The 22,648-nt window shown below is 40.8% G+C and carries 20 protein-coding genes and 1 riboswitch; of the genes, 10 read left to right on the forward strand and 10 right to left on the reverse strand.

The genetic code is table 11. The annotated features are described in order from the left end of the window. Nucleotides 1–34: 34 nt before the first annotated feature. From F927_RS07765 to trpA, 4 genes are read right to left on the reverse strand one after another with little or no spacing between them, the layout of a single operon-like run. Complete coding sequence (locus tag F927_RS07765) at nucleotides 35–1,114, reverse strand: SPOR domain-containing protein (protein WP_004640720.1); 1,080 nt, start codon at nucleotides 1,112–1,114, stop codon at nucleotides 35–37. Next, nucleotides 1,105–2,391 carry a bifunctional tetrahydrofolate synthase/dihydrofolate synthase gene (folC, locus tag F927_RS07770; RefSeq protein WP_005083287.1) on the reverse strand — a complete coding sequence of 429 codons (1,287 nt, stop codon included), beginning with the start codon at nucleotides 2,389–2,391 and terminating at the stop codon, nucleotides 1,105–1,107. Before folC ends, F927_RS07765 begins: the two co-directional genes overlap by 10 nt. Further along, complete coding sequence (gene accD, locus F927_RS07775) at nucleotides 2,388–3,284, reverse strand: acetyl-CoA carboxylase, carboxyltransferase subunit beta (protein ID WP_004640724.1); 897 nt, start codon at nucleotides 3,282–3,284, stop codon at nucleotides 2,388–2,390. The genes folC and accD overlap by 4 nt, the downstream gene beginning before the upstream one ends. Next, nucleotides 3,281–4,084: a tryptophan synthase subunit alpha gene (gene trpA, locus F927_RS07780; RefSeq protein ID WP_005083289.1), complete on the reverse strand. Its 804-nt coding sequence runs from the start codon at nucleotides 4,082–4,084 to the stop codon at nucleotides 3,281–3,283. Before trpA ends, accD begins: the two co-directional genes overlap by 4 nt. Before the next feature lie 318 nt (nucleotides 4,085–4,402). Here trpA and F927_RS07785 point away from each other — a divergent pair, with 318 nt between their 5' ends. Then, complete coding sequence (locus F927_RS07785; RefSeq protein ID WP_005083290.1) at nucleotides 4,403–5,734, forward strand: Na+/H+ antiporter NhaC family protein; 1,332 nt, start codon at nucleotides 4,403–4,405, stop codon at nucleotides 5,732–5,734. Nucleotides 5,735–5,764: 30 nt separating this feature from the next. Here F927_RS07785 and F927_RS07790 read toward each other — a convergent pair whose 3' ends face one another. Continuing rightward, nucleotides 5,765–6,787 carry an AraC family transcriptional regulator gene (locus F927_RS07790; RefSeq protein ID WP_005083292.1) on the reverse strand — a complete coding sequence of 341 codons (1,023 nt, stop codon included), beginning with the start codon at nucleotides 6,785–6,787 and terminating at the stop codon, nucleotides 5,765–5,767. A gap of 115 nt (nucleotides 6,788–6,902) precedes the next feature. On the opposite strand from F927_RS07790, the gene F927_RS07795 reads away from it, so the two are divergent. After that, nucleotides 6,903–7,778 (forward strand): metal-dependent hydrolase, encoded by an 876-nt coding sequence (locus F927_RS07795; protein WP_005083294.1) that lies wholly within the window; start codon nucleotides 6,903–6,905, stop codon nucleotides 7,776–7,778. Nucleotides 7,779–7,829: 51 nt separating this feature from the next. On the opposite strand, the gene F927_RS07800 is transcribed toward F927_RS07795, so the two are convergent. Then, the gene (locus F927_RS07800; RefSeq protein WP_004640730.1) at nucleotides 7,830–8,825 is read right to left on the reverse strand and encodes a DUF2804 domain-containing protein; all 996 of its coding nucleotides are present in this window, start codon (nucleotides 8,823–8,825) and stop codon (nucleotides 7,830–7,832) included. 229 nt (nucleotides 8,826–9,054) lie between these two features. On the opposite strand from F927_RS07800, the gene F927_RS07805 reads away from it, so the two are divergent. Further along, a complete protein-coding gene (locus F927_RS07805; protein WP_005083297.1) occupies nucleotides 9,055–10,830 on the forward strand; it encodes a bifunctional metallophosphatase/5'-nucleotidase in 1,776 nt (591 codons plus the stop codon). A gap of 49 nt (nucleotides 10,831–10,879) precedes the next feature. On the opposite strand, the gene trpB is transcribed toward F927_RS07805, so the two are convergent. Both trpB and F927_RS07815 read right to left on the reverse strand, forming a co-directional pair. Beyond that, complete coding sequence (gene trpB / locus F927_RS07810) at nucleotides 10,880–12,124, reverse strand: tryptophan synthase subunit beta (protein ID WP_004640735.1); 1,245 nt, start codon at nucleotides 12,122–12,124, stop codon at nucleotides 10,880–10,882. Continuing rightward, a complete protein-coding gene (locus F927_RS07815; RefSeq protein WP_005083299.1) occupies nucleotides 12,105–12,764 on the reverse strand; it encodes a phosphoribosylanthranilate isomerase in 660 nt (219 codons plus the stop codon). The genes trpB and F927_RS07815 overlap by 20 nt, the downstream gene beginning before the upstream one ends. A 119-nt stretch (nucleotides 12,765–12,883) precedes the next feature. Then, nucleotides 12,884–13,096, forward strand: a riboswitch (cobalamin riboswitch). Nucleotides 13,097–13,131: 35 nt separating this feature from the next. Here F927_RS07815 and F927_RS07820 point away from each other — a divergent pair. The 3 genes from F927_RS07820 (at nucleotide 13,132) to F927_RS07830 (ending at nucleotide 16,420) form a co-directional block, all read left to right on the forward strand. Continuing rightward, the gene (locus F927_RS07820) at nucleotides 13,132–14,988 is read left to right on the forward strand and encodes a TonB-dependent receptor plug domain-containing protein (protein WP_005083301.1); all 1,857 of its coding nucleotides are present in this window, start codon (nucleotides 13,132–13,134) and stop codon (nucleotides 14,986–14,988) included. Between the two features lie 103 nt (nucleotides 14,989–15,091). After that, complete coding sequence (locus F927_RS07825; RefSeq protein ID WP_005083303.1) at nucleotides 15,092–15,679, forward strand: cob(I)yrinic acid a,c-diamide adenosyltransferase; 588 nt, start codon at nucleotides 15,092–15,094, stop codon at nucleotides 15,677–15,679. Nucleotides 15,680–15,700: 21 nt separating this feature from the next. Continuing rightward, a complete protein-coding gene (locus F927_RS07830) occupies nucleotides 15,701–16,420 on the forward strand; it encodes a glycerophosphodiester phosphodiesterase (protein ID WP_005083305.1) in 720 nt (239 codons plus the stop codon). Nucleotides 16,421–16,449: 29 nt separating this feature from the next. Here F927_RS07830 and F927_RS07835 read toward each other — a convergent pair whose 3' ends face one another. Beyond that, a complete protein-coding gene (locus F927_RS07835) occupies nucleotides 16,450–16,977 on the reverse strand; it encodes an META domain-containing protein (protein ID WP_005083308.1) in 528 nt (175 codons plus the stop codon). A 211-nt stretch (nucleotides 16,978–17,188) separates the two neighbouring features. Here F927_RS07835 and F927_RS07840 point away from each other — a divergent pair, with 211 nt between their 5' ends. From F927_RS07840 to F927_RS07855, 4 genes are all read left to right on the forward strand, one after another. After that, entirely contained in the window at nucleotides 17,189–18,358 is a 1,170-nt protein-coding gene (locus F927_RS07840; RefSeq protein ID WP_004640744.1) for an acyl-CoA desaturase, read from the forward strand. A 139-nt stretch (nucleotides 18,359–18,497) separates the two neighbouring features. Then, nucleotides 18,498–19,940 (forward strand): protein adenylyltransferase SelO, encoded by a 1,443-nt coding sequence (locus tag F927_RS07845; protein WP_005083310.1) that lies wholly within the window; start codon nucleotides 18,498–18,500, stop codon nucleotides 19,938–19,940. A 29-nt stretch (nucleotides 19,941–19,969) separates the two neighbouring features. Further along, the gene (locus tag F927_RS07850; RefSeq protein WP_005083312.1) at nucleotides 19,970–20,566 is read left to right on the forward strand and encodes a L,D-transpeptidase family protein; all 597 of its coding nucleotides are present in this window, start codon (nucleotides 19,970–19,972) and stop codon (nucleotides 20,564–20,566) included. Between the two features lie 222 nt (nucleotides 20,567–20,788). Beyond that, nucleotides 20,789–21,874 (forward strand): peptidase associated/transthyretin-like domain-containing protein, encoded by a 1,086-nt coding sequence (locus tag F927_RS07855; RefSeq protein ID WP_005083314.1) that lies wholly within the window; start codon nucleotides 20,789–20,791, stop codon nucleotides 21,872–21,874. Between the two features lie 53 nt (nucleotides 21,875–21,927). On the opposite strand, the gene F927_RS07860 is transcribed toward F927_RS07855, so the two are convergent. Next, a complete protein-coding gene (locus F927_RS07860) occupies nucleotides 21,928–22,611 on the reverse strand; it encodes a response regulator (RefSeq protein WP_005083316.1) in 684 nt (227 codons plus the stop codon). Between the last annotated feature and the right edge of the window lie 37 nt (nucleotides 22,612–22,648).

Raw genomic sequence — 22,648 nt, forward strand, 5'->3', positions numbered from 1 at the left:
AGAAAAAACAGGGGCGAAAAGCCCCAGTTTTATTTTAGCGCTGATCAAGTGGAACCCAATCAATCACCCATGCTGATTTCATATTTAAACTTTCATCCGCTGCGATCTTTTTACGGGCTGCATCAGCAGTTTCTCTATCTTTAGATGGACCAACCATGATGCGTATTCCTTTCGAGGTCGGACTGGTCGTGACTTTATAACCTTTAGCTCTCAGTTTGGATACCACGGCATCTGCATTGGCCTGATTTGCAGCCAAGGCCACTTGAACCATCCAATTTTTATCGCCATTTTCCATGAGTTCACGTGCTTTTTCTGCTTCAGCTTTTTTCTTTGCTTCTTCTTCAGCCTTTCGCTTGTCTTCCGCAGCCTTCTTCTCAGCATCAGCTTTACGTTTCTCTTCAGCAGCTTTCTTTTCTGCCTCAGCCTTACGTTTATCTTCTGCTGCTTTCTTCTCTGCTTCAGCCTTACGTTTATCTTCAGCAGCCTTTTTCTCTGCTTCGGCTTTACGCTTATCTTCCGCTGCCTTCTTCTCAGCTTCAGCCTTACGTTTCTCTTCGGCAGCTTTTTGGTCTGTCTCTGCTTTACGCTTATCTTCAGCAGCTTTTTTCTCTGCCTCAGCCTTGCGCTTCTCTTCTAATTTACGTTTTTCTTCAGCCAATCGCTGAGCTTTCGCAGCATCATCCTCAATTAATTCAGGCGGTATATTGTCTGAGCTTTGTTGTGCTGCCATACGTCTTGCATTAATTGCCGCGTACTCTTCTGCGGCTTTACGCGCAGCTGCTGCCTCGGCTTCTTGTTGCATTTTCAAAAATTCGGCAGCGCGAGCTTCCTGTTCCGCAACCGCTTTTTCACGAGCATGTCGCTGTTCTTCGAGTAGACGTTTTTCTGTTTCAACATCGATTGCCAAAGGTTGCAACGATACCATTTCGCTATCTTGTGCTGGTTGTGCCAACTTAGGCTTAGATTCTGTTTGAGCAGTTTGTTGTGCAGTTCTTGCTTGAGCTTTATCTTGCTCTATTTCATCATTACCTTTAAGAAGTAATGCTGCCAATAAAACACCACCTCCAAGTAGAACAACGCCACCCATCCAGCGTTGTTTGTTATTCATTGACATTGTTCTAAATACTCCCAGACCGCTTCCAAGGTATGAAACGAACCACAGACTAAAATCAGCTGATTGTTATTACATTTCTTCAGCGTAGTTTCAAATGCTTGTTGGATACTGCCAAACTCACATACCTGTTGACCTTGCAATGCATCTTGTAACTGTTGCATTGGCGCGGCTCTAGGCACATCTAAAGTAGCAATAAACCAATTTTTTACTGTTGTTTTTAGTAAATTCGTGACCGATAAGATGTCTTTATCTGCCAACATTGAAAATACTGCAACAACTTCTGTGTACTGTTTATTGTATTTTAGAAAATTTCGCAACTGCTTCAATAAAAATTCAACGCCATGTGCATTATGCCCAGCATCAAAAACAACCGTTTGACCTTGAATCTGACGGATCTCAAATCGTCCTTGCAACGCTGCTCGCTGAATACCCGTAGCAATTGAATCTTGAGAAATGGTAATCCCGCTCGCCAATATCGCTGCCACGGCGGTAGAGATATTTTCAAGTGCCAACTGACCGTTTGGAAGTTTTAACGTTGTTCCTGAAGAGGCAAATGACCATGTCTCACCATCTTCATTTGGCTGATAAAAATAATCTCGATTTAATACATACAGCTGAGCTTGTGTTTCAGAAGCTTTATCTTGAATCGCTTGTGGAAGCTGTTGATGCCCCGCAAAAATAACGGGAATATTAGGACGAATAATGCCCGCTTTCTCGAAAGCAATTTTTTCAATGGTATCGCCTAACCAATCGGTATGATCCAGCCCAATATTGGTAATCACTGCAATATCTGGATCAATGACATTCACCACATCTAGACGGCCACCAAGACCAACCTCAAGTACCCAGACATCACACTGTTGATGCTTAAAGATCACAAAAGCAGCTAAAGTCGTTGCTTCAAAGAAAGATAGACTTAAACCACAATCACGACGTGCTTGATCCACAGCAACAAAAGCATCAACCAAGCTTTGATCATCAACCTCAATACCCGCTAATTTTACTCGCTCATTAAAACGATAAATATGGGGTGATTGATACAAACCAACTTTATAACCTTGTGCATTTAAAATTGCAGCCAAAGTGGTCGTCGTTGAACCTTTGCCATTGGTACCAGCAACTGTAAATACCTTTGCGTTAGGTCGCATTACTCCTAATTTTTCAGCAACAGGAATAACGCGCTCTAAACCTAAATCAATGCCTGTAACATGAACATGGCTCCAATAATCGAGCCATGTTGTTAACGTATCCGTAGAGCGTGGAGCGTGTGGTTTCAAGGTAGATTCATCAGCTTTGCAACAAGTCGATATACAGTATCACGTAATGCGTGACGATGAACAATTTGATCGACTACACCATGATCAAGCAAATACTCAGCGCGCTGGAACGGCTCTTCTAACTTTTCACGCACGGTCTGTTCGATCACACGCTTACCAGCAAAACCAATCATGGCTTTTGGTTCAGCAATATGAACATCGCCTAGCATTGCCAATGATGCAGTGACACCACCATAAACAGGGTGAGTCAATACCACTAGATAAGGAACACGTGCCTCTTTCATTTTTTGAATCGCAGCTGCGGTACGCGCCATTTGCATTAAAGACAACATACCTTCTTGCATACGCGCACCACCAGATGCAGCAAAACAAATCATTGGTTGATGTAATTCAATTGCTCGTTCAGCCGCTTGTACAAAACGATCACCCACGACCGTACCCATTGAACCGCCCATAAAGTCGAAATCAAAGGCGCATGCGATTAAATCTAGTCCTTTGAGTGAACCTTGCATCACTACAAGCGCTTCCGTCTCACCTGTTTTATCTTGCGCTTCACGCATACGATCAGGATAAGCTTTACTATCCACAAATTTTAACGGGTCTTTAGCACTGAATTCTTGACCGAGTTCTGCGTCCACTTGGTCAAAAAACCAATTCAAGCGATCACGTGCACGCATACGTAAATGCTCATCGCATTGCGGACAGACATAGGCATTAAATGACATAGCTGTACGTGTCACCAAAGCATGACATTCTGGACATTCAATCGTAGGCTCAGTAAAAGTCGCCTTGAAGATCTGCTGCTCATTTGCAACCTGAATACCTGGAACTTGACGCTCAGTCCAAGGCGTTGACGGGTTTAGAACCGTCCCTGCTGTTAATTCTTGACTCATACTAACTCATCGAGCGCAGCCCGAAGCTCCTTCACTTTATTCACCGTCTGTTGCACAGCCTCATCAGCTGGCAATGTCGCAAAAGATTTAACGAAAGCACTTCCTACAATCACCGCATCAGCGACTTGACCCATTGCTTTTGCAGACGCTGCATCACTAATACCAAAACCAACTCCCACAGGAACATTGGTTTTGGTTTTAATTTTCGCAATACGTGCTGCAGCTTCAGAAGTATCTAATGTCGCTGCACCAGTCACACCTTTGAGGGAGACGTAATACACAAAGCCACTTGCTTGATCAACCACATGTTGAATACGGTGATCTGTTGAAGTTGGTGCAAGCAAGAAAATTTGATCCATCTCATTTTGTTTTAAGACTTCACCAAATTGCTTTGATTCTTCTGGGGGTAAATCCACCAAAAGAACACCATCTACACCGCAGGCTTTCGCATAGGCAACAAACTTTTCATAACCAATCACTTCAACAGGATTTAAATAACCCATCAAAACGACTGGTGTTGTCTGATCTTGCTCACGAAAGGCTTTCACCATATCCAATGCATCAAGTGTATTGGTTCCACCAGCCAAAGCGCGCTCAGCAGCCAAAGCAATCACAGGACCATCAGCCATAGGATCGGAGAATGGTAGACCAAGCTCAATCACATCAATACCGGCTTCAACCATTTGATGAAGCAATGGAACAGTTACCTGTGGATGCGGATCACCTGCCATAACATAAGAAACAAGCGCTTTACGTTGCTGAGATTTAAGCTGTTCAAAACGAGTGGCAAGACGTGACATAGGATTATGCTTTCCTTGATTTATATTGGGGCCTGCTTGACATTTTACAGATGCACTTTGCAGCCCCCTAAGTTGAGGAGTTGTTTGTAGTTAGACAAAAACACTGCATTGTAACGCTATTTTTTGCTCATTGAACAGAGTTTGACGTGATTGCAGTGCTGATTGTCATCACTAACAACAGCCCCTACACATTTATCTATATTTTCGTTATTTTCTCAATGATCAAAGCTTCCTAATTTCAAGCCAATCTTTCTACATTTTAGAAATGAGCCAAGCTCCTTTATACTATGTCCACTTTTTAAATTTTCTTTTGATTTTATGTCTGCCCACACTCAGGAAAAAGTACAAAGCAATGCACTTGCTTTGCTACCGCTATTGGTATTTTTGATCATCTTTCTCGGGAGTGGTATCTATCATTCAATCATCGGGACTGAATTTGCCTTTTATCAAATTAAAGCACCGATTGCAGCCATACCCGCAATCATCTTAGCTTTACTGCTCTACAAGCAAAAACTTAATACAGCTATTGAGGAGTTTCTCCAAGGCGCAAGTCATCCCAATCTGATTCTGATGTTCATGGTATTTATGTTGGCAGGCGCATTTGCCAGTGTCTCAGGGGCTATCGGGAGTGTCGATGCAACGGTTCAACTTGGACTTTCATTGATTTCAGCACAATTTGTGTTGCCTATGCTGTTCATCATCGCTGCCTTTATCGCAACCGCCATGGGAACCTCAATGGGGACCATTGCTGCATGTGCACCTATTGCCTTTGGCTTTTCCCAAGCAACGGACATTACGCCCCTCTATGCAATTGGTGCAGTGGTTGGTGGTGCCATGTTTGGAGACAACTTATCGATGATCTCCGACACGACCATTGCCGCTACACGCAGTCAAAACGTTGAATTAAGAGATAAGTTTAAGGTCAATGTTTGGATTGCATTACCTGCCGCAATTATAACTTTAATTGTTTATTTTTCTCTCAGTCACCAGTCTGAGGCTATACAGACCAAACCTTATGATATTTGGTTAATATTACCTTATTTGACAGTTTTCTTTCTGGCCTTTACCCGATTGCATGTACTGGCTGTGCTGATGATTGGCGTGGTGTTGTCAGGCATAATGGGCTTACTCAATAAACCTGATTTCCATTTACTGCAACTCAATGACTCGATCTACAACGGCTTCGTCGGAATGTTTGAAGTTGCATTGTTGTCCATGCTATTGGGAGGCTTATCGGCATTAATGCAAAAAGCTGGCGGATTACAATGGTTGATCCAGCGCATTTATGCCATTACACGTTTATTTAAATTTGGAACCCAACGTGCAGGCGAATTTGGAATCAGCTTTTTGGTAATATTTTCAAATTTATTTGTTGCCAATAATACCGTGGCGATTATTTTATCAGGTGATATGGCGCGTGAAGTTGCGAAAGAATATGGGATTGATCCTAAACGTAGTGCTGCCCTGCTCGATATTTTTTCCTGTGTAACTCAAGGGATCATTCCTTATGGCGCACAATTATTATTGGCTTGTTCAATTGCCAAGATCTCGCCAATTGAACTGATTGGGCATATTTACTACTGTTGGGTATTAGCGATTTTTGCAATTCTCGCAATTGTCTTTCATTACCCGCGCTTAAAAACATCGTAAAATTCATATGAGACTCTTTAGGGCTTAAGACTAAAGAGTCTTTAAAAACTGTTTCGGAGTAACACCGGTCCAACGCTTAAATGCTCGTCCAAATGCACTTTGGTCTGCGTAATTTAAACGCTCTGCAATCTCAGAAAATGACTTGCCTTGCTGCAAATAAAGCTTACTTTGCTCCAACCGATATTGATCTAAAATATCTTGAAAATTCAAATGATATGCTTTGAGCTGGCGTTGTAAGGTCCGTTCAGAACAATGCAAATGTTTTGCCACATAACTCGATAAAACTTCTTCTTGTTGTAATAATCCTTGCTCAATAAAGCTTTGTATTTTTTGTCTCAACTGCTGCTGTTGAATCTCGAAAGAAGTGACATGATTTAACGATTGCTGCGCCTGCGTTGATAGCACTTGATTCAATTGCTGATCAGCAGCGATACTTTTCGCTTTCAAAATCTGATTTGAAAAACGTATTGCATATTGCCCTGATTGAACTTGGATTGGACAGCCGTAAAATTTCTCAAAATGAAACAAAGCAGTATGTGGTGTATAGCCAAATTGAATCATTTGTGGTGGATGTAAAGTATCTTGAACAATGGATTGCGCTATCTTAAAAAGCAATGCCAAATTCAGCTCATACATTTCACGATAATCTGGATATGAAGCACTCCAAACAATTTGAATGTAGTCAGAAAACTGCTGGACATTGAGTTGCTCTAAATTGGTCTGCTTAAAAATCAGAGAATAATAGCGCTGTAAAAGTTGTAATGCTTGTTGTAAGTCCAAACTGGTTGATGCTAGATATCCCATTAAGCCCAGATCTTGCAAATTGGCACGCTCTGCTAGAACTAAGGTAATTGGGCGTGAGAAATAGGGTTGAGCCGCCTGTAATAATTGAGCATAACGTTCGACATCAAAATCTTGTTGGTCAGGATTTTCAAGGCACGAATAGAAGTCTTGCCAAAGTTCAGGCACAGCAACTTTGGACAAATCAATATGTTCCTGTTGTAAAACACGATTTAACAATCGCAAATACCCAATGATAATTTTAACTGACATATGTCAATCTCACCCTGATCTGTCGTTATTTGTATAAAACTTGGCTGAAACTGTCAAAACTTTTCGTCGGACTTTTCCCATACTGAATCTATGAAAAAGGCAAGGAATCGTACAAATGAATGCACATGTTTCCTATCAGGTTGATCCAGTCGTTAGAACAAAATTAGATTTCCATCTAGACCAAGCTCCTCGCTTTTGGTTTGGTGGCGATCCATTTCGTACCCGTATGTTTGATGCATTGAGCCTCACTTTTCCAGATGGTGAGCGCTATTTTATTGAATGTGTTCGTCTATTCCGTGACAAGATTACAGATCCAAACTTACAAGAACGTGTCGCTGATTTTATCCGTCAAGAAGCTCAACACGGTATCGCTCATGACAAAATGAATCAGATCATGAAACAACAAGGTATGCCTGTTGAGCAGTTCACTGATCGTTTAAAGAAAATTTTTAAGTTTGAATTAAAGTATCGCTCCCCTCAATACAACATCGCCATGACTGCCGCTGCAGAGCATTTAACTGCACTGATGGCAGAAACGTTCTATAGCAAAAAAGAAACTTTGGCAGAGGCGGATCCTTTCGTAAGAGCACTTTTTGCTTGGCATGCGATTGAAGAAATGGAACATCGAGATGTTGCTTTTGATGTGATGCGTGAAGTTGGTGAAGTGCCTGAAGCAACTCGTCGTTTTGCTTTAGTATTTACCACTGTACTCATGTTTGGTTTTACACTCTATCGTACTGATGTAATGTTGAAAAAAGATGGTTTTAATCTAAGGCAACGTATTGATTTAGCGCGTAAAGGTTTGCCATGGTTCTTTGGTCGTAACGGCATTTTAACGGCAAAAAGAGCACAATATAGCGATTGGTTTAAAAAAGACTTCCATCCAAATCAACACCCTGTGATTCGTCAATACGATGTCTGGATTGATACTTTGGCTAAGACCAATGATCCAATTGCTGCGGGTGAAGCTTTTTGGCAAGCAGGCCTTTAATTTATCCTTTATCGAAAAATCCCCTTTAAGTTAGGGGATTTTTATTTCTTTTTACCACTTCGCATAATGCTGTTCTAACAAGCCATATTGCTGATCCAACTGCACCAATTCAATTTGTTCACGTTCTATCGTACCACTGACTTTGGCTTGCCATTGATTAAACTGACTGCCGATTAAACGTAGATTAATATTTTCAAAACGACACCAACCTGTTTCGATGACTAAGTTTAAACAGCCACCCAAAGAACGAATCGACCACGTTTTTTCATTCTGCTGTTCAAATAAAACATCTGTGAGTGGATATAAACGTCCATCCACCCATAACGCATTTTCATTGCCAAAACTTTCATTGACACCTGATGCAAGATTAAGCCCAATCCGACGCCCTTGAGCATCACGAAATTGACAGGACAACCAAAACCAAGCCGTTTCTGGTCGTAAAAAACCGCAAGTATCATCTAAAGCAGCCAGACTTTGGGCATCGAACTCTATCCGTTGCTGATCAGGACTAATAAAAAATCCCTCGACCGCCAGCGTTGTTTGCTTTTGGGTGTACGTCCAACCATTAATGCCTGTCGGACTACATAAACTCAGTGCATCTGTTCCAGCACAAAAAATACGCGCTTTCAGTTGTATCTCGCCATATTTCGTGACTTGAATATAGCGCACACCATTGGCATGTTGCATGTCAAACTGATAAGACGATTTTTTAAAATGACTTTGGCTAAATAGTGGTTGTTCATCAAGTTGTGTATTGATCGCCAAAGGTTGAATTGCATTCCACTCGATGACTTTGCCCGATAGATGGTCGTAAACATAGAAAAAACCATGGCCAGCCCACGATAAATCAACGATCGCAATTCCAATACTAAAATGCGCATGTTGCAAACCACAGAATTTGAATTTTTTATACTTAAGGTGCTTACGCCACCCTTTCAGCACCTGACCATAAGGTGTTTTATAAATATAGTCGTCGATATTAATTCGTGATGGTACTTGATCGAAACGCCCATAACGCGGCTGACCATTGGCTTGTATCAAATCCATTTTTCGTTCCTTGATTTTGCAGCTTCGTGTTGCTTAATCACATCCAAGCCAATAATAGACGGTAAATTGTACAATTGACTATCATTTTTGCATCAATATTAATTCCTTGGATGTAACCCCCAAATCGATGTACTACCTACGCACAGCCATCATCGCTCACTATTTCATCAAAGGTTCATACTGATCTTTTATCTTTAAAAACAATCTTATACCACTTGATCAAAAAATCATGAAAACACGTACTATTTTTAAGGTAAATGCATTGTGCGTCATGTTATTGGCACTCACTGCTTGTAATGACAATGATGATAAACAGTCACCCAAAGTTGAACGTAAAAATCAAACGATTAACGTGCTTGCTTTCAACGACTTCCATGGAAATTTAGAGCCACCGAAGCGGTTTATTGAAGCTGAAGATCCACATGATCATAGTCAAACAGTACGCATTCCCGTTGGTGGTGTCAGTTATTTTGCCGATGCAATTAAGAAACTTCGTGCCCAATATCCAAATAATGCGGTCGTTTCTGCTGGCGATTTGATTAGTGCCTCACCATTAATTTCATCACTATTTTTAGATGAACCTACCATTGAAGCAATGAATGATATTCAAATTGATTTCAATGCCGTTGGAAACCATGAGTTTGATCGTGGGACAGATGAACTTCGCCGCTTACAAAATGGTGGTTGCCAACAGTACACCACCACAAAACCTTGTCAAATTAATCCAAACTTCTCAGGAGCAAAGTTTGAATTTTTGGCAGCCAATGTTTCGATGAAAGCTGATCCCCAAAAGACGTTGTTCCCAGCTTATAAAGTCAAAACGTATGGCGGTATTCCAGTCGCCTTCATTGGTTTAACACTCGAAGCGACGCCAAGTATTGTTTCTGCGGCAGGTATTACCGATGTAAATTTCCATGACGAAGCAGATACCGTCAATGCGTTGATTCCAGAATTAAAAAAACAAGGTATTGAAGCAATTGTGATGGTGGTACACGAAGGAGTGGCTCCAAGTACCAAGTTTAATCAAAAAACATGTGAAGGTCTGAGTGGGCCACTGATCGACGTGCTTGAACGTCTCGATCCAGCCGTAGATGTCGTTGTTTCTGGTCACACCCATCAATCCTATATATGTGATTATGCAACCAAAAATCCAGCCAAACCTTTTCTACTCACCTCAGCAGGTCAATACGGCACGATCATTACCAATATCCAACTTGAACTCGATGGAAAAACTGGTGATGTCATCAAAAAAGATGCTTCTCAAGTTCCTGTACAAAGTGAAAGCTATACCTCTGGTACAACGACAGTCAACCTCACAGATCTTTATCAAAAATTTAGCAAAACACCGAGCATTGAAGCAATTTTAGATAAATATCGCCCTGCGGTAGCGACCATTTCTGCACGTGTGGTCGGCTCAGCAACCAGTGTAATTGATCGCAATCGTACTGAGAGCGGCGAAACTGCGTTGGGTAATTTGATTGCAGATGCGCAACAAGCAGCAGCGCTTGCAGCCAGCAACCAAGGATCAGATTTTACCTTGATGAATCCGGGCGGCGTCCGCGCAGATCTATTGATAAATAGCAATAATCAAATCACCTTTGGGGATGTGTTCAGTGTCCAACCCTTTGGAAATTCGTTGGTCACACTCAGCTTAACAGGCAAACAAATCCGTGAACTATTAGAACAACAATGGTCTGGGGCAAATGCAGGCACTCCTCGAATACTACAACCATCGAAAGAATTGAGTTATTCCTATAAACAAGATGCTTCAGTATCACCTCGTGCTAGCAATATTATGATTGCTGGACAAGCATTGGTCGATACCCAGACTTATCGCGTTACTGTGAACAGCTTTATTGCCGATGGTGGTGATAACTTCACGGTTTTAAAACAGGGTAAAAATCCTATTGGGGGAGGTCAAGATATTGACGTGTTAGAGCGTTATATCAGCCAGAACTCTCCACTGACCGCACCAAAGACAGATCGAATCAAACTAATCCCATAGCTCTACAAAAAATAGGGAGGCAAATGCCTCCCTATTTTTTCAGTGAGATTTACATCTCAACCATTTCAACACCATCAATACGTGCAACCGTCATCAAGTCTTTATCACCACGGCCTGAAACCGTTGCAATAATGATCTGATCCTTTGACATGGTTGGCGCAAGTTTGGTGACATAAGCCATCGCATGTGAGCTTTCTAGCGCAGGAATAATCCCTTCAATCTTAGTCAAATCACGGAAACCTTGTAAGGCCTCATCATCATTAATTGGCACATATTCCACACGGTTCATATCTTTGAGGAAACTATGCTCAGGACCTACGCCTGGATAATCCAGACCCGCAGAAATACTGTGTGTTTCAATGATCTGACCTTGCGCATCTGACATCAAATAAGTACGGTTACCATGTAAAACACCCACATGACCAGCATTCAATGGCGCAGAGTGTTTACCCGTTTCAATGCCATAACCTGCGGCTTCAACACCATACATTTTCACATCTTGATCATTCAAGAATGGATAGAACAAGCCCATCGCATTTGAACCACCACCCACACAAGCGACCAAAGCATCAGGTAAACGCCCTGCTTGCTCTTGGATTTGACGGCGCGCTTCACGACCAATAATCGACTGGAAATCACGTACAAGTTGCGGATATGGATGTGGCCCTGCAACCGTTCCAATCACATAATAGGTGCTATCAACATTGGTTACCCAGTCACGCATCGCTTCATTCATGGCATCTTTCAATGTTTTTGAACCACTTTGCACTGGAACTACGGTCGCACCCAACAAACGCATACGGTATACATTCATGGCTTGACGTTTTACGTCTTCAGCGCCCATATACACCACACATTCCATGCCCAACCGTGCGGCGATTGTAGCTGTCGCCACACCGTGTTGACCTGCACCTGTTTCCGCGATGATACGCTTCTTGCCTGACAACTTTGCCAATAACGCTTGACCAATGGTGTTGTTCACTTTGTGCGAACCTGTATGATTCAGGTCTTCACGTTTCAGGTAAATTTGCGCACCACCGAGGTGCTGGGACCATCGCTCAGCATAATAAAGAGGACTAGGACGACCAACATAAAACGCAAGATCACGATCAAACTCTGCTAGAAACTGAGCATCATTTTTCATACGACCATAAAGACTTTCTAAGTCTTCAAGTGCAGCCATAAGCGTTTCTGACACAAAACGCCCACCATGAATACCAAAATGCCCTTGAGCATCTGGAAACTGGGTGTAGTCAATCGCCTGATTTTGTTGACTAAGGTTTTGCTGATCCACGTTGGACTCCTTGCATAAATTTTTCAATGAGTTGTTGGTCTTTTATACCTTTTGCGGACTCGACGCCTCCGCTGACATCTACAGCAAAAGCCGCTGTAGTATCAATAGCTTCACTCACATTTTCAGGGGTTAAGCCCCCTGCCAAGATTAGTGGAATTTCAATTTGAGGGAATTTATTCCAATCAAAGCAATGACCAGTGCCACCTTTTAATTCAGGATGCCATGCATCCAAGAGAACAGCACTAGCTCCGACAGCTTGATAACGTTGAATTTCGGTCAAAATATCTAAATCAGGTTTAACCTGAATCGCTTTGTACCAACGACGTTTACATTGCTGAGCAATCTGTTGGCACTGTTCAGGAGTTTCATCTCCATGCAGTTGTAATACATCCAAAGGAACTGAATCAAGCACTGTTTGTATTTCTTCTACGCTTGCATTTACAAATAAACCAACCAACTGAACATAAGCGGGTACTGCATTTGCCAATACCTTTGCTTGTTCAATACTGACATGACGAGGGCTTGGCGGAAAAAATACAAAACCGATTGCATCCGCCCCTGCTTGTACTACAGCTTGAACATCTTGTAGTCGAGTAATACCACAAATTTTGGCGCGAGTTCGCAGTTGATGTTGGCGCATGCTCTGTCCAATTTTAATTTGAATATTTTAAAACTTTCGCATTGTAAAGCAATTTGACCCAGTTGGGGGAAAGTTGATTTCGAAATGCAATTGTTTAAAAAACGTTAACACTTTATACTTTGCGTAATCTTGCAACAAGTCTAAAGCAAATTCTTTTGCTTATAGGGAAGTTGGTGGAATTCCAACACTGCCCTCGCAACGGTAACACCGTATTATTAATCTTAGCTAAACGCCAAATCACTGCATCTGAATGATGTGGGAAGATGATTAATAGCATCATTCTTGTGATGATATAGTGAAGTCCGGAGACCTGCTTGTTGTTTATTTCCACATTATCATTCACGACGGGTGAATGTCTGGAGTACGCATGTCTACTGTCTTTCAACCAACTCGCCTCGTTGGTGCTATCGCTATTGCGATGGGGTTTTCTTCACCTGCTTTTGCTCAAGAGCAATCAACAAATAAAACTGCAACGTTAGATACAATTGTTGTAACTGCTTCTCGTAGTGAACAAAAAATTAGCGAAGTTCCAGCGCGCATCAATATTATTGAACCGAAGATTCTTGAGCAATCTCCTATTGCTTCTTTACCGCAATTATTACAAACAGATGCTTCGATCAATATGGTACAAAGCGGTGGCTATGGGCAATATACGGAAATTTTCTTACGCGGCACTAAAACAAATCAAACCCTATTATTAAGAGATGGGGTCCGTCTTAACTCAAATACATCTGGCGCAGCATCATTACCATTTATCGATACGACTGATATTAAACAAATTGAAGTGTTAAAAGGTCCAGCATCTGTTCTATATGGTGCAGATGCGATAGGTGGTGTAATTCAGTTGATCTCAAAAACTCCAGAAAAAAACTCAGCATTTGTTACTGGTGAAATTGGCGAGAACAAAACGTATAAATCAGTCATTGGTGCAGATCTTGCTGAAAATGGTTTTTATGCTCAAATTCGTGGGCAACGCTTAGAAACTGATGGCACTCCAGTGACTGATGCAAAAGACAATAAAAAAGCGAGCTTTGATCAAAAAGGCTATAGTGCAAAATTTGGTGTTGAAAAAGAGCAATTTGCAGCGTCTGTCGACTATAGTGAAAACGAAGGCTATAGTGACTATGACAACTATGGCAACTTAGTTTCTCAAGACTTCAAAAATGAAGTGATTAACATAAAAGGTCGTGTAAATATTCTTGATAATGTAGCTATTCACGCTCGCTTATCTCAGTTCAAAGATGATTTGAACCAAAATAACTCACCAGACTACGTTTACAGCACTACACAAGAAGCTGAACTTTATACGAAATTGCAAATGACCCCTACTCAAAATATTTTAGTGGGTTCAACATACAAAGATATTAAAGGTGATGTGTACTCAAAAAATCTTTGGGGTGGAGAAGACGTTAAATACAAAGAATCTGTAGATACCGTCGGTTATTTTCTCCAGCATCAATATCAACAAAATGGTATAGAAACTCAAGTTGGTGTTCGTGTTGAAGATAACGAAAAGTTTGGCTCACATACCGTAGGTCAAGGTGCGATCAGATACCAAATATTACCACTTACAAGTGTTTATGCGAATATTGGTTCTGCATTCCGTGCTCCAACCACAAATGATTTATATGCAATGTCTTGGGGTGCTAATCCTGACCTAAAACCAGAAGAAAGTTTTTCTTATGAAATTGGTGTGGATCAAAAACTAAACTACGGTATTGATTTAGGTTTATCTGTTTACCGTAATAAAGTTGATAATTTAATTAGCCTCCAAGCAGGTAAGCTAATCAATGTTAACAAGGCAACGTTCACAGGTGGCGAAGCGTCATTTAAATGGCAACAGGATGAATTGTTTTTAAATACAACATATGCCTACGTTCAAGCCAAAGATGACGAAACAAATAAAGAGTTAAATCGCCGCCCGAAACAAAGTTTGACTTTAACCACTGGTTGGGATGATGGAATCTACGGTATTTCAGCATCTATCGTTGCTAAATCTAAATCTAAAGATTTTGCAGACTGGCCTTCCACAACCCCAACCACAACACCAGGTTATGTTACGACTAACGTAAATGCATATTGGCAGCCGACACAAATGATAAAAATCTTTACTAATATCGAAAATATCGGTGATGTAAACTACAAAACTGCTTATAACGGCAATGGTGTGTATTACATCAATGGCGGCCGTCAAGCTTCAGCAGGAGTCACCTTCCGTTATTAATCGTGCGCTAAAATAATAAAAACATTTTCTTCACTCCAGTTTCGGGGTAATGTTCTGACCGACATTATCCCCTTTTTATTTTCAGGATCAGAGAAACAAAACTATGGGACATCGTTTAAGTAAAATCTATACACGTACAGGTGACTCAGGTACCACAGGTCTGGGAGATGGTTCCCGCGTTGCAAAAGATGATTTACGCATTGCTGCGCTCGGTGATGTCGATGAACTCAATGCAACTATTGGTGTACTTCGCGCACAAATCAGTGCCAGCCAAATTGAAAATAAAGCGCATTGGGATAAAAGTTTAAGCTTGATTCAACATTGGTTATTTGATTTAGGCGGTGAAGTCTGCATTCCAAACTATCATTTACTTCAACCCGTATGTATCGATTTTCTGGAACAAGAAATTGATCACATGAATGAGTCTTTACCGATGTTAAAAGACTTCATTTTACCATCAGGAAGTTTGGCATGTAGCTATGCACATCAAGCCCGTGCAGTATGTCGTCGTGCTGAACGTGCTTTATTGTCGGTACACAATCGTGACCAAAATATCCAAGCCACAGCCTTACAATTACTGAATCGTTTATCCGACTGGTTGTTTGTTGCCTCACGTGCCTTGCAACGTGCCGAAGGTGGTAACGAAGTGCTGTGGCAAAAAAACATTAATGACAGTATCGATCCAGCATAACTATTTCCAAGGTGAATAAAGATGCGAATTATTGGTCATCGTGGTGCGCGTGGTGAAGCGCCTGAAAATACCTTAGGTGGATTCCGCTATCTGCATGGGCTTGGCATTCGTGCAGTCGAGTTTGACGTTCGTCAGCTTAAAGATGACCAACTCATCGTAATTCATGATGATGATTTTGTTCGTACTGCCGGTCGCTTACAACATGTAGAAAGTTGTAATCTGCTAGAAGCCCAACAATTTGATCATCGCCATCAGTGGCAAGACTGGAAAACTGAGGAATTTACGCCGAGTTTAAAGCAGGTTATGGATTGTTTAATCGACTTTGAGCATATCGAAGTTGAAGTAAAATCAGTCGTTGATGAGGCTGCGGCTGAACGGCTGATTATAAAACTACAGCAAGAACTACAAGGTTTTGAAAAAACAGCAACCATTACCAGCTTTGATATAAAAATTTTAGATGCATTACAACAACATCAAAGTCTTTTTAAACGAGGACTCTTGGTCGAAGTTCCAATCGGTGAATATGCAATCGAACTTGCACATCAATATCAATGTCATCAAATCGGTTGGAAAGATCAGCTCGCAACAGATGAAATCATTCAACTCACCCAACAAGCACGATTAGATATTAGTGTTTGGACAGTAAATGATGTTGAACGTGCAATTCATTTACAACAACTTGATATTCAAGGTTTGATTACGGATACTCCCCAAACAATGTTGCAGCATTTTTCACAATAAAATGGTGGAGACCACTCCACCATTTTTTATCATTTCTTACGTTGTGCTTGTATTAAGCGTTGCCCTCTAGCATCCAATAGATAGAGGTTGGTTCCATCATATTGAAAACGCTCGACTCGCTGAATCGCATCCATCAACTCTGCTTCTTGTGCCAAAGACTTATTACAACTGTAATGCCCTGCTCTCACATCGAAATCAAGTTTACGTTGAGCAAAATCATAGCTATAACGCCCATAAATATTATTACATCCAGTATGCCCAGATACACTTTTGCTCACAGAGTTTAAAGTAAAACTTGGATATTGGTTAAAGAATAACGCCCGCTTGTTTTGGATGGTGGTAATTTGCCAGTCTACATCTTGAACTCCATCACTACTCTTACGAACCTGCATCGGTGGAAGTGTATGTGACGGTTTAGGTTGTAAAGTATTTTTTTGCACTTTTGAAGGTTGGCTCTGGCAAGCAGCCACCATCAAAACACTAGAAAATATTAAAGTTTTGTGAACAAATGCCTTTATAGAGAAAATAGGATTTTTCACGATAATTTGCTCAGACATTGATTTATTTCACCTTTTAATAAATTAGCCTGTTCGGCAAACGAATTCTGTTACTGTTCTTTCGATACAACTGTAGAATAATACTAGTGCTTATTGATTTGAGCATGCTAATATCAGGACTAAAATAGCAATATATCGTAAAGATTGGTCTTGCTATCTCGTTTAGTTTTATTATCTTGTGCAAACAAGGTTGTTAGGAGCGCTGCCGGATATGAATTCCGCCCCACTCAAAAAAGCACCCATTAACTGGACTGCTAGCATTACCTTAATTGGAACCCCAATTCTTGCTGCTATTTTAATTCCTTTATACGCTTATTATTATGATTTTAGTGTAAGCGCATGGGTAAGTTTATTCTTCCTCTTAGCATTGAGTAGTTTAGGCATCACAGCGGGTTACCATCGCTTATGGGCACATCGTGCTTATGAAGCATCTTTACCCTTAAAAATTCTATTGATGATTGGTGGAACTTTTGCCGTTCAAAACAGTATTCTGTTCTGGGCTTCTGGACACCGTACCCATCACCGTCATGTCGATGATGTAGATCAAGACCCATACTCGATCAAACGTGGTTTTTGGTATGCACATTTAGGTTGGATGATCCGCGATCATTCACCGTCTCAACCTGATTTCAAAAACTCACCAGATTTGCTCAATGACAAACTTGTGATGTTCCAACACAAGTACTATGTCCCGATGGTCATTGCGGTTCATGTTGGTTTATTGGGTGGTATTGGCTGGGCTGTTGGTGATATTTGGGGCGTAGTTCTACTAGGTGGTCTGCTGCGCTTGATTATCAGTCATCATGTTACCTTCTTTATTAACTCCCTCTGTCATATGTGGGGCAAACGTCCTTATACTGATGAAAATACGGCACGAGACAACTTCGTCTTAGCGATTTTCACTTGGGGTGAGGGTTATCACAATTACCATCATATTTTCCAATACGACTATCGCAATGGTGTGAAATGGTGGCAATATGACCCAACAAAATGGTTAATTTGGACCAGCTCTAAATTAGGTCTAGCTAAAAATTTACGTCGTATTCCGAGCTTTAATATTCAAAAAGCTGAGTTAGCGATGAAATTTAAATATGCTGAACAAGACTTGGCCATTTATGGACATGATGTAAACACAGATATCGTGCAAATGAAGCAACGTATTGCTCAAGAATACGAAGCATTTACCCATACATTAAATGATTGGGCAAAGCTTAAAGAGCAAGAGCTACAAGCTAAGAAAGCAGCGATGGCAGAAAAGATTCATCAAATCGACCATAAATTAAAAGTTGATTTCCAATTACTTGAGCATCGTCTTGCTCATCATCGTGAGTGCTTAGAAACTTTAATGCGTAATATCAAAAAAGCACCTGTTTCTGAGTAAACATAAATGATAAAAAATGGTCTCTTTAAAGAGGCCATTTTTTATATCTATCAGGTGCAAATCCGCCCCTGCTTCTCATCGCTGCTGAGCTGAAAATTTGCTATAGTCATTCTTCGCTCATACTTTTGATGCTTCTCTTATGCAGTTTAATCCACGCTACTCTTCTCTCGATACAAAGCTTTTTCATCAACAGCAACCAAGCCCATTACGCGGTGCTAAAGCAGGTCATTTCAATGAAGCCTTAGCCGATGAATTACAATGGAGTGCAGAGGATAAAGCCAACTGGGTTGAGATTTGTAGTGGACAAAAAACCTTTGCTGAGTTTCCTCCTTTAGCTATGGTTTATGCAGGGCATCAATTCGGACAGTGGGCAGGTCAATTGGGTGATGGGCGAGGATTGCTGATCGGACAAATCCTAGATCAGCATGGACAAACCATAGACCTTCATCTAAAAGGAGCAGGCTCTACGCCCTACTCTCGTATGGGTGATGGAAGAGCTGTATTACGTTCCGTGATTCGTGAATATCTTGCTGGACATGCGTTAAATGCACTTGGTGTCGCATCGAGTCATGCTGTAGGCTTCACCACCTCATCCCAAGGCGTACAACGTGAAACCTTAGAACTCGGTGCAATGCTATTGCGTACATCTGACTGCCATATTCGTTTCGGTCATTTCGAGTGGATTAACCAATACGCACCAGCACTTTTAGCTAATTTCACGCAGAAGTGTATCGAATGGCACTATCCAGAATGCTTAGATGCAGATAATCCAATTCTTGCTTTTGCCCAGAAAGTGATTGAGCATACCGCTATCATGATCGCAAAATGGCAACTGGTTGGTTTTGCGCATGGGGTGATGAATACCGATAATTTAAATATTACAGGTTCAACTTTGGATTTTGGTCCTTATGGATTTATGGAACGCTTCCGTCCAAACTGGATCAATAACCATTCAGACTATCAAGGTCGATACACCTATCAAAATCAGCCAAGCATTGGCCATTGGAATCTTTGGACTTGGTTAAATAATCTAATTCCTCTCGCAACATCTGAAAATAAAGAACAGTTCAAACTGGATTTAGCAAAATGTCTGGAACAATTTGAGCCTATTTTCTTGGAGCATTACGGCCAAGGTTTATGTCAAAAGATGGGATTGCCTCATTTCCACAAAGATAGTCTGGATTGTAGTTTTGCATTCTTGAGAATTCTTCAAACAGAACAACTCGACTACACTCAAAGTTTTATTCGCTTACAAAATCAGGAATATAAAATACTACGCGATGATTGTTTGGATTTACGTCAATTTGATGCCTTCCTCCAACAATATCAAGAGATACGTAAACATCAGGATATCGACGCATTAGATCACGCTATGCAACAAGCAAATCCACACTATGTATTACGCAATCATATGGCGCAAAAAGCCATCGAGCTTGCAGAGCGTGGAGATTTTAGCGAAGTTGATCGTTTGTTTAAGCTACTGAATCTACCTTATAGCAAACAACCTGATCTAGAAACGGCTGAAGATATTGCTCCTTTGCCGAGTGACGTCCCTGAGATTTCTGTGAGTTGTTCGTCCTAAAGGATCAATATACAAAAGGAATAAAAACAATGAAACCTTGGATAGCGATATGTGCCAGTATCATTATTTTGCTGATTGGGATAGGGCTATATGTTTACAGAGCCTATATTCCAAGCACAATGATGCCGACAGGCTCTGTCATGCCACAATCATTATCCGACGAGGAAATCATATACATTAGAGACAACACCCCGATTACCAAGATTGAAGTGTTTAAGCATCAACGGATCTTACAACTCAAGCATCACAACGAGATTATTCGTGAGTATCCAATGCGCTTAGGGTTTAATCCTTTGGGTCATAAACAATTCGAGGGGGATGGAAAAACACCTGAAGGGACATATAGCATCGACTGGCGCAATCCCAATAGTGCCTATTATAAATCGTTGCATATTTCCTATCCAAATGAACATGATACAGCTTATGCAAAACAACAAGGACGATCTGCAGGTGGAGATATTATGATTCATGGTAGTGTGCCAAAGGAATATCTTAATTTACCAACCAGTATGACTTATTTTCCTCAGGGAGATTGGACACTTGGTTGTATTGCGGTTAGAAATATTGATATGGATGAAATCTGGCAATTGGTGGATAACAATACTCAAATCGTAATCCACCCATAATGCTCTAAATGCCCCCAAATAACTGTAGATATAAGCAGCACAAAGCTCAGAAAAATATCCACATTTTCTGTGGATAAACTTGTGGTTATCCACAGGATAAGACCATTAGAATAAATGAGCACTATTTAGATACTCAAAACAAATTAAGATAGTTATCCATCCTCTCTTTTAGGAAATGAGTAGCTATGACAAAATAAGCAAAATATAAATGAGATCTTAAAAATGTATCGGACAATATTAATAAAAACAATTTTTGCGTGTGTCTTTTTAAGTTTTAGTTGTTCTTCATTCGCCGCCCCATTGTCAATCTCAAATGAAGATACCCAAGTAATTTCGAGATCCGCTCTAGGCGCTTGGGTACTAAAACAAGACTTAAAACAACCTCGCATGAACTGTGCGATTCGATTTATACCCTTACAGGATTCAGAGACTAGTTTTTCCATTTTCGGGCCAACCAAACAATCGTCGAGTGCGACCATTTTGTTTCAAGGAAAAAATATCCCAACAGCCCGCTCCCCTCAAGATGCACGTGTTGAACTGGTACAAAAAAAATTAGCCTCAACGCCACTTAAAGCTCAAATTTTACCGAGTCAAAATACAGGAATACTTGCAGTCAGTACCGGAGACATTCATCAAACCCTAAAATCCATGCGTGATGCTGAACACGATCTACAATTGCGCCTCAATCATGCAACCATTTTCAGCTTAGATTATGACGGTCTTGCTCTAGCGCGTAATGCCATGCTGGATTGTATTGCAGGTAAAACAGTCAAAACCAAAACATTGAAACAGGCTACAGCTGAAATTCGACCATTGGGTAACTCAACTATTACTGGACAAGCTTTTTACAAAGGTGCAATTCTTGCGAAAAAGCAATACCCGCCAAAAGGAAGTCAAGCAGTTGGATTAATCTGGATGACAGATGAGTTTAAAGCATGGTACGAACAAATTAAGCGCAACCAAAAGATTCCTGAGCAAATTCCTGAGAACATTCTTAAACATTTTATGTCTACACGTATTTTAGATGATCAAGGACATTTTAAATTCACTAATCTACCCGCAGGTGAATACATCCTCGTTGCAAATTTTTCTTATGAAAAAAGTGTTAGCCGTACTGAAGTTGTAGGAAGAACCGATGTCTATGTAGGCAATCAACATATTGGTTCAAATGATCAGATTGCTCACTGGAGCTATGTGATTAAAGAAGGTACTTCCTTTGAAAAACCCGTAACCATTCCAAAAGATGGTGATAGTGTAAATATAATTTTAGACAAATCCCAAATCATGTGTTTCTTGGTTTGTTTCTAAGTTTATATGTTGATTAAGCTTGCCTTATTAAGACTCTAAGGCAAGCTTTTAGATTATTCAGGATATTCAAAACGATAACCTACACCATACACCGCTTGAATCCATTCATGGCGATTGCCTGTGTCCGCCGCTTCTGAGATCTTACGACGCAGGTTTTTTATATGACTATCAATCACGCGATCTGCCACATCAAAACTGTCAGGATTAATATGATCTAATAATTGTGCACGCGAATAGACCTGCCCTAAGTGCTCTAAGAATAACTCAAGTAAACGAAACTCTGTTGGTGTCAAAGTCAGTGCTTTTTGTTGGTACCAAATACGTTGCTGAGCCTTATCGATACGGAATAAATCATTTTGCTCTGGTTCGGCCTTACGCTCTAAACGACGGAGTACCGCTTGTACTCTCGCAACTAATTCTTTTGGGCTAAATGGCTTACAGATATAGTCGTCAGCACCCATGTTCAAACCCAAAACACGATCAATTTCTTCAGTTCGTGCGGTTACCATAATAATCGGTAAATCTGACTGCTCGCGCACTTTACGGCAAATAGTCAAACCATCCATACGTGGCACCATGAGATCCAAGATCATCAAACTTGGTTTGCGTTGCTGAAATTGGGTATAAGCATCTTGACCATCATGAAACATGCTCACTTCAAAACCAGCAGCTTCTAAATAGTCACGAACGAGCTGAGCCAGTTCAACCTCATCTTCCACCAACATTATATGTTTCATGATTTTCATCCTATTTTACGATCCTCAAACCGAGGAC

The organism is Acinetobacter haemolyticus CIP 64.3 = MTCC 9819, assembly GCF_000369065.1.
GTDB classification, from domain to species: Bacteria; Pseudomonadota; Gammaproteobacteria; order Pseudomonadales; family Moraxellaceae; genus Acinetobacter; species Acinetobacter haemolyticus.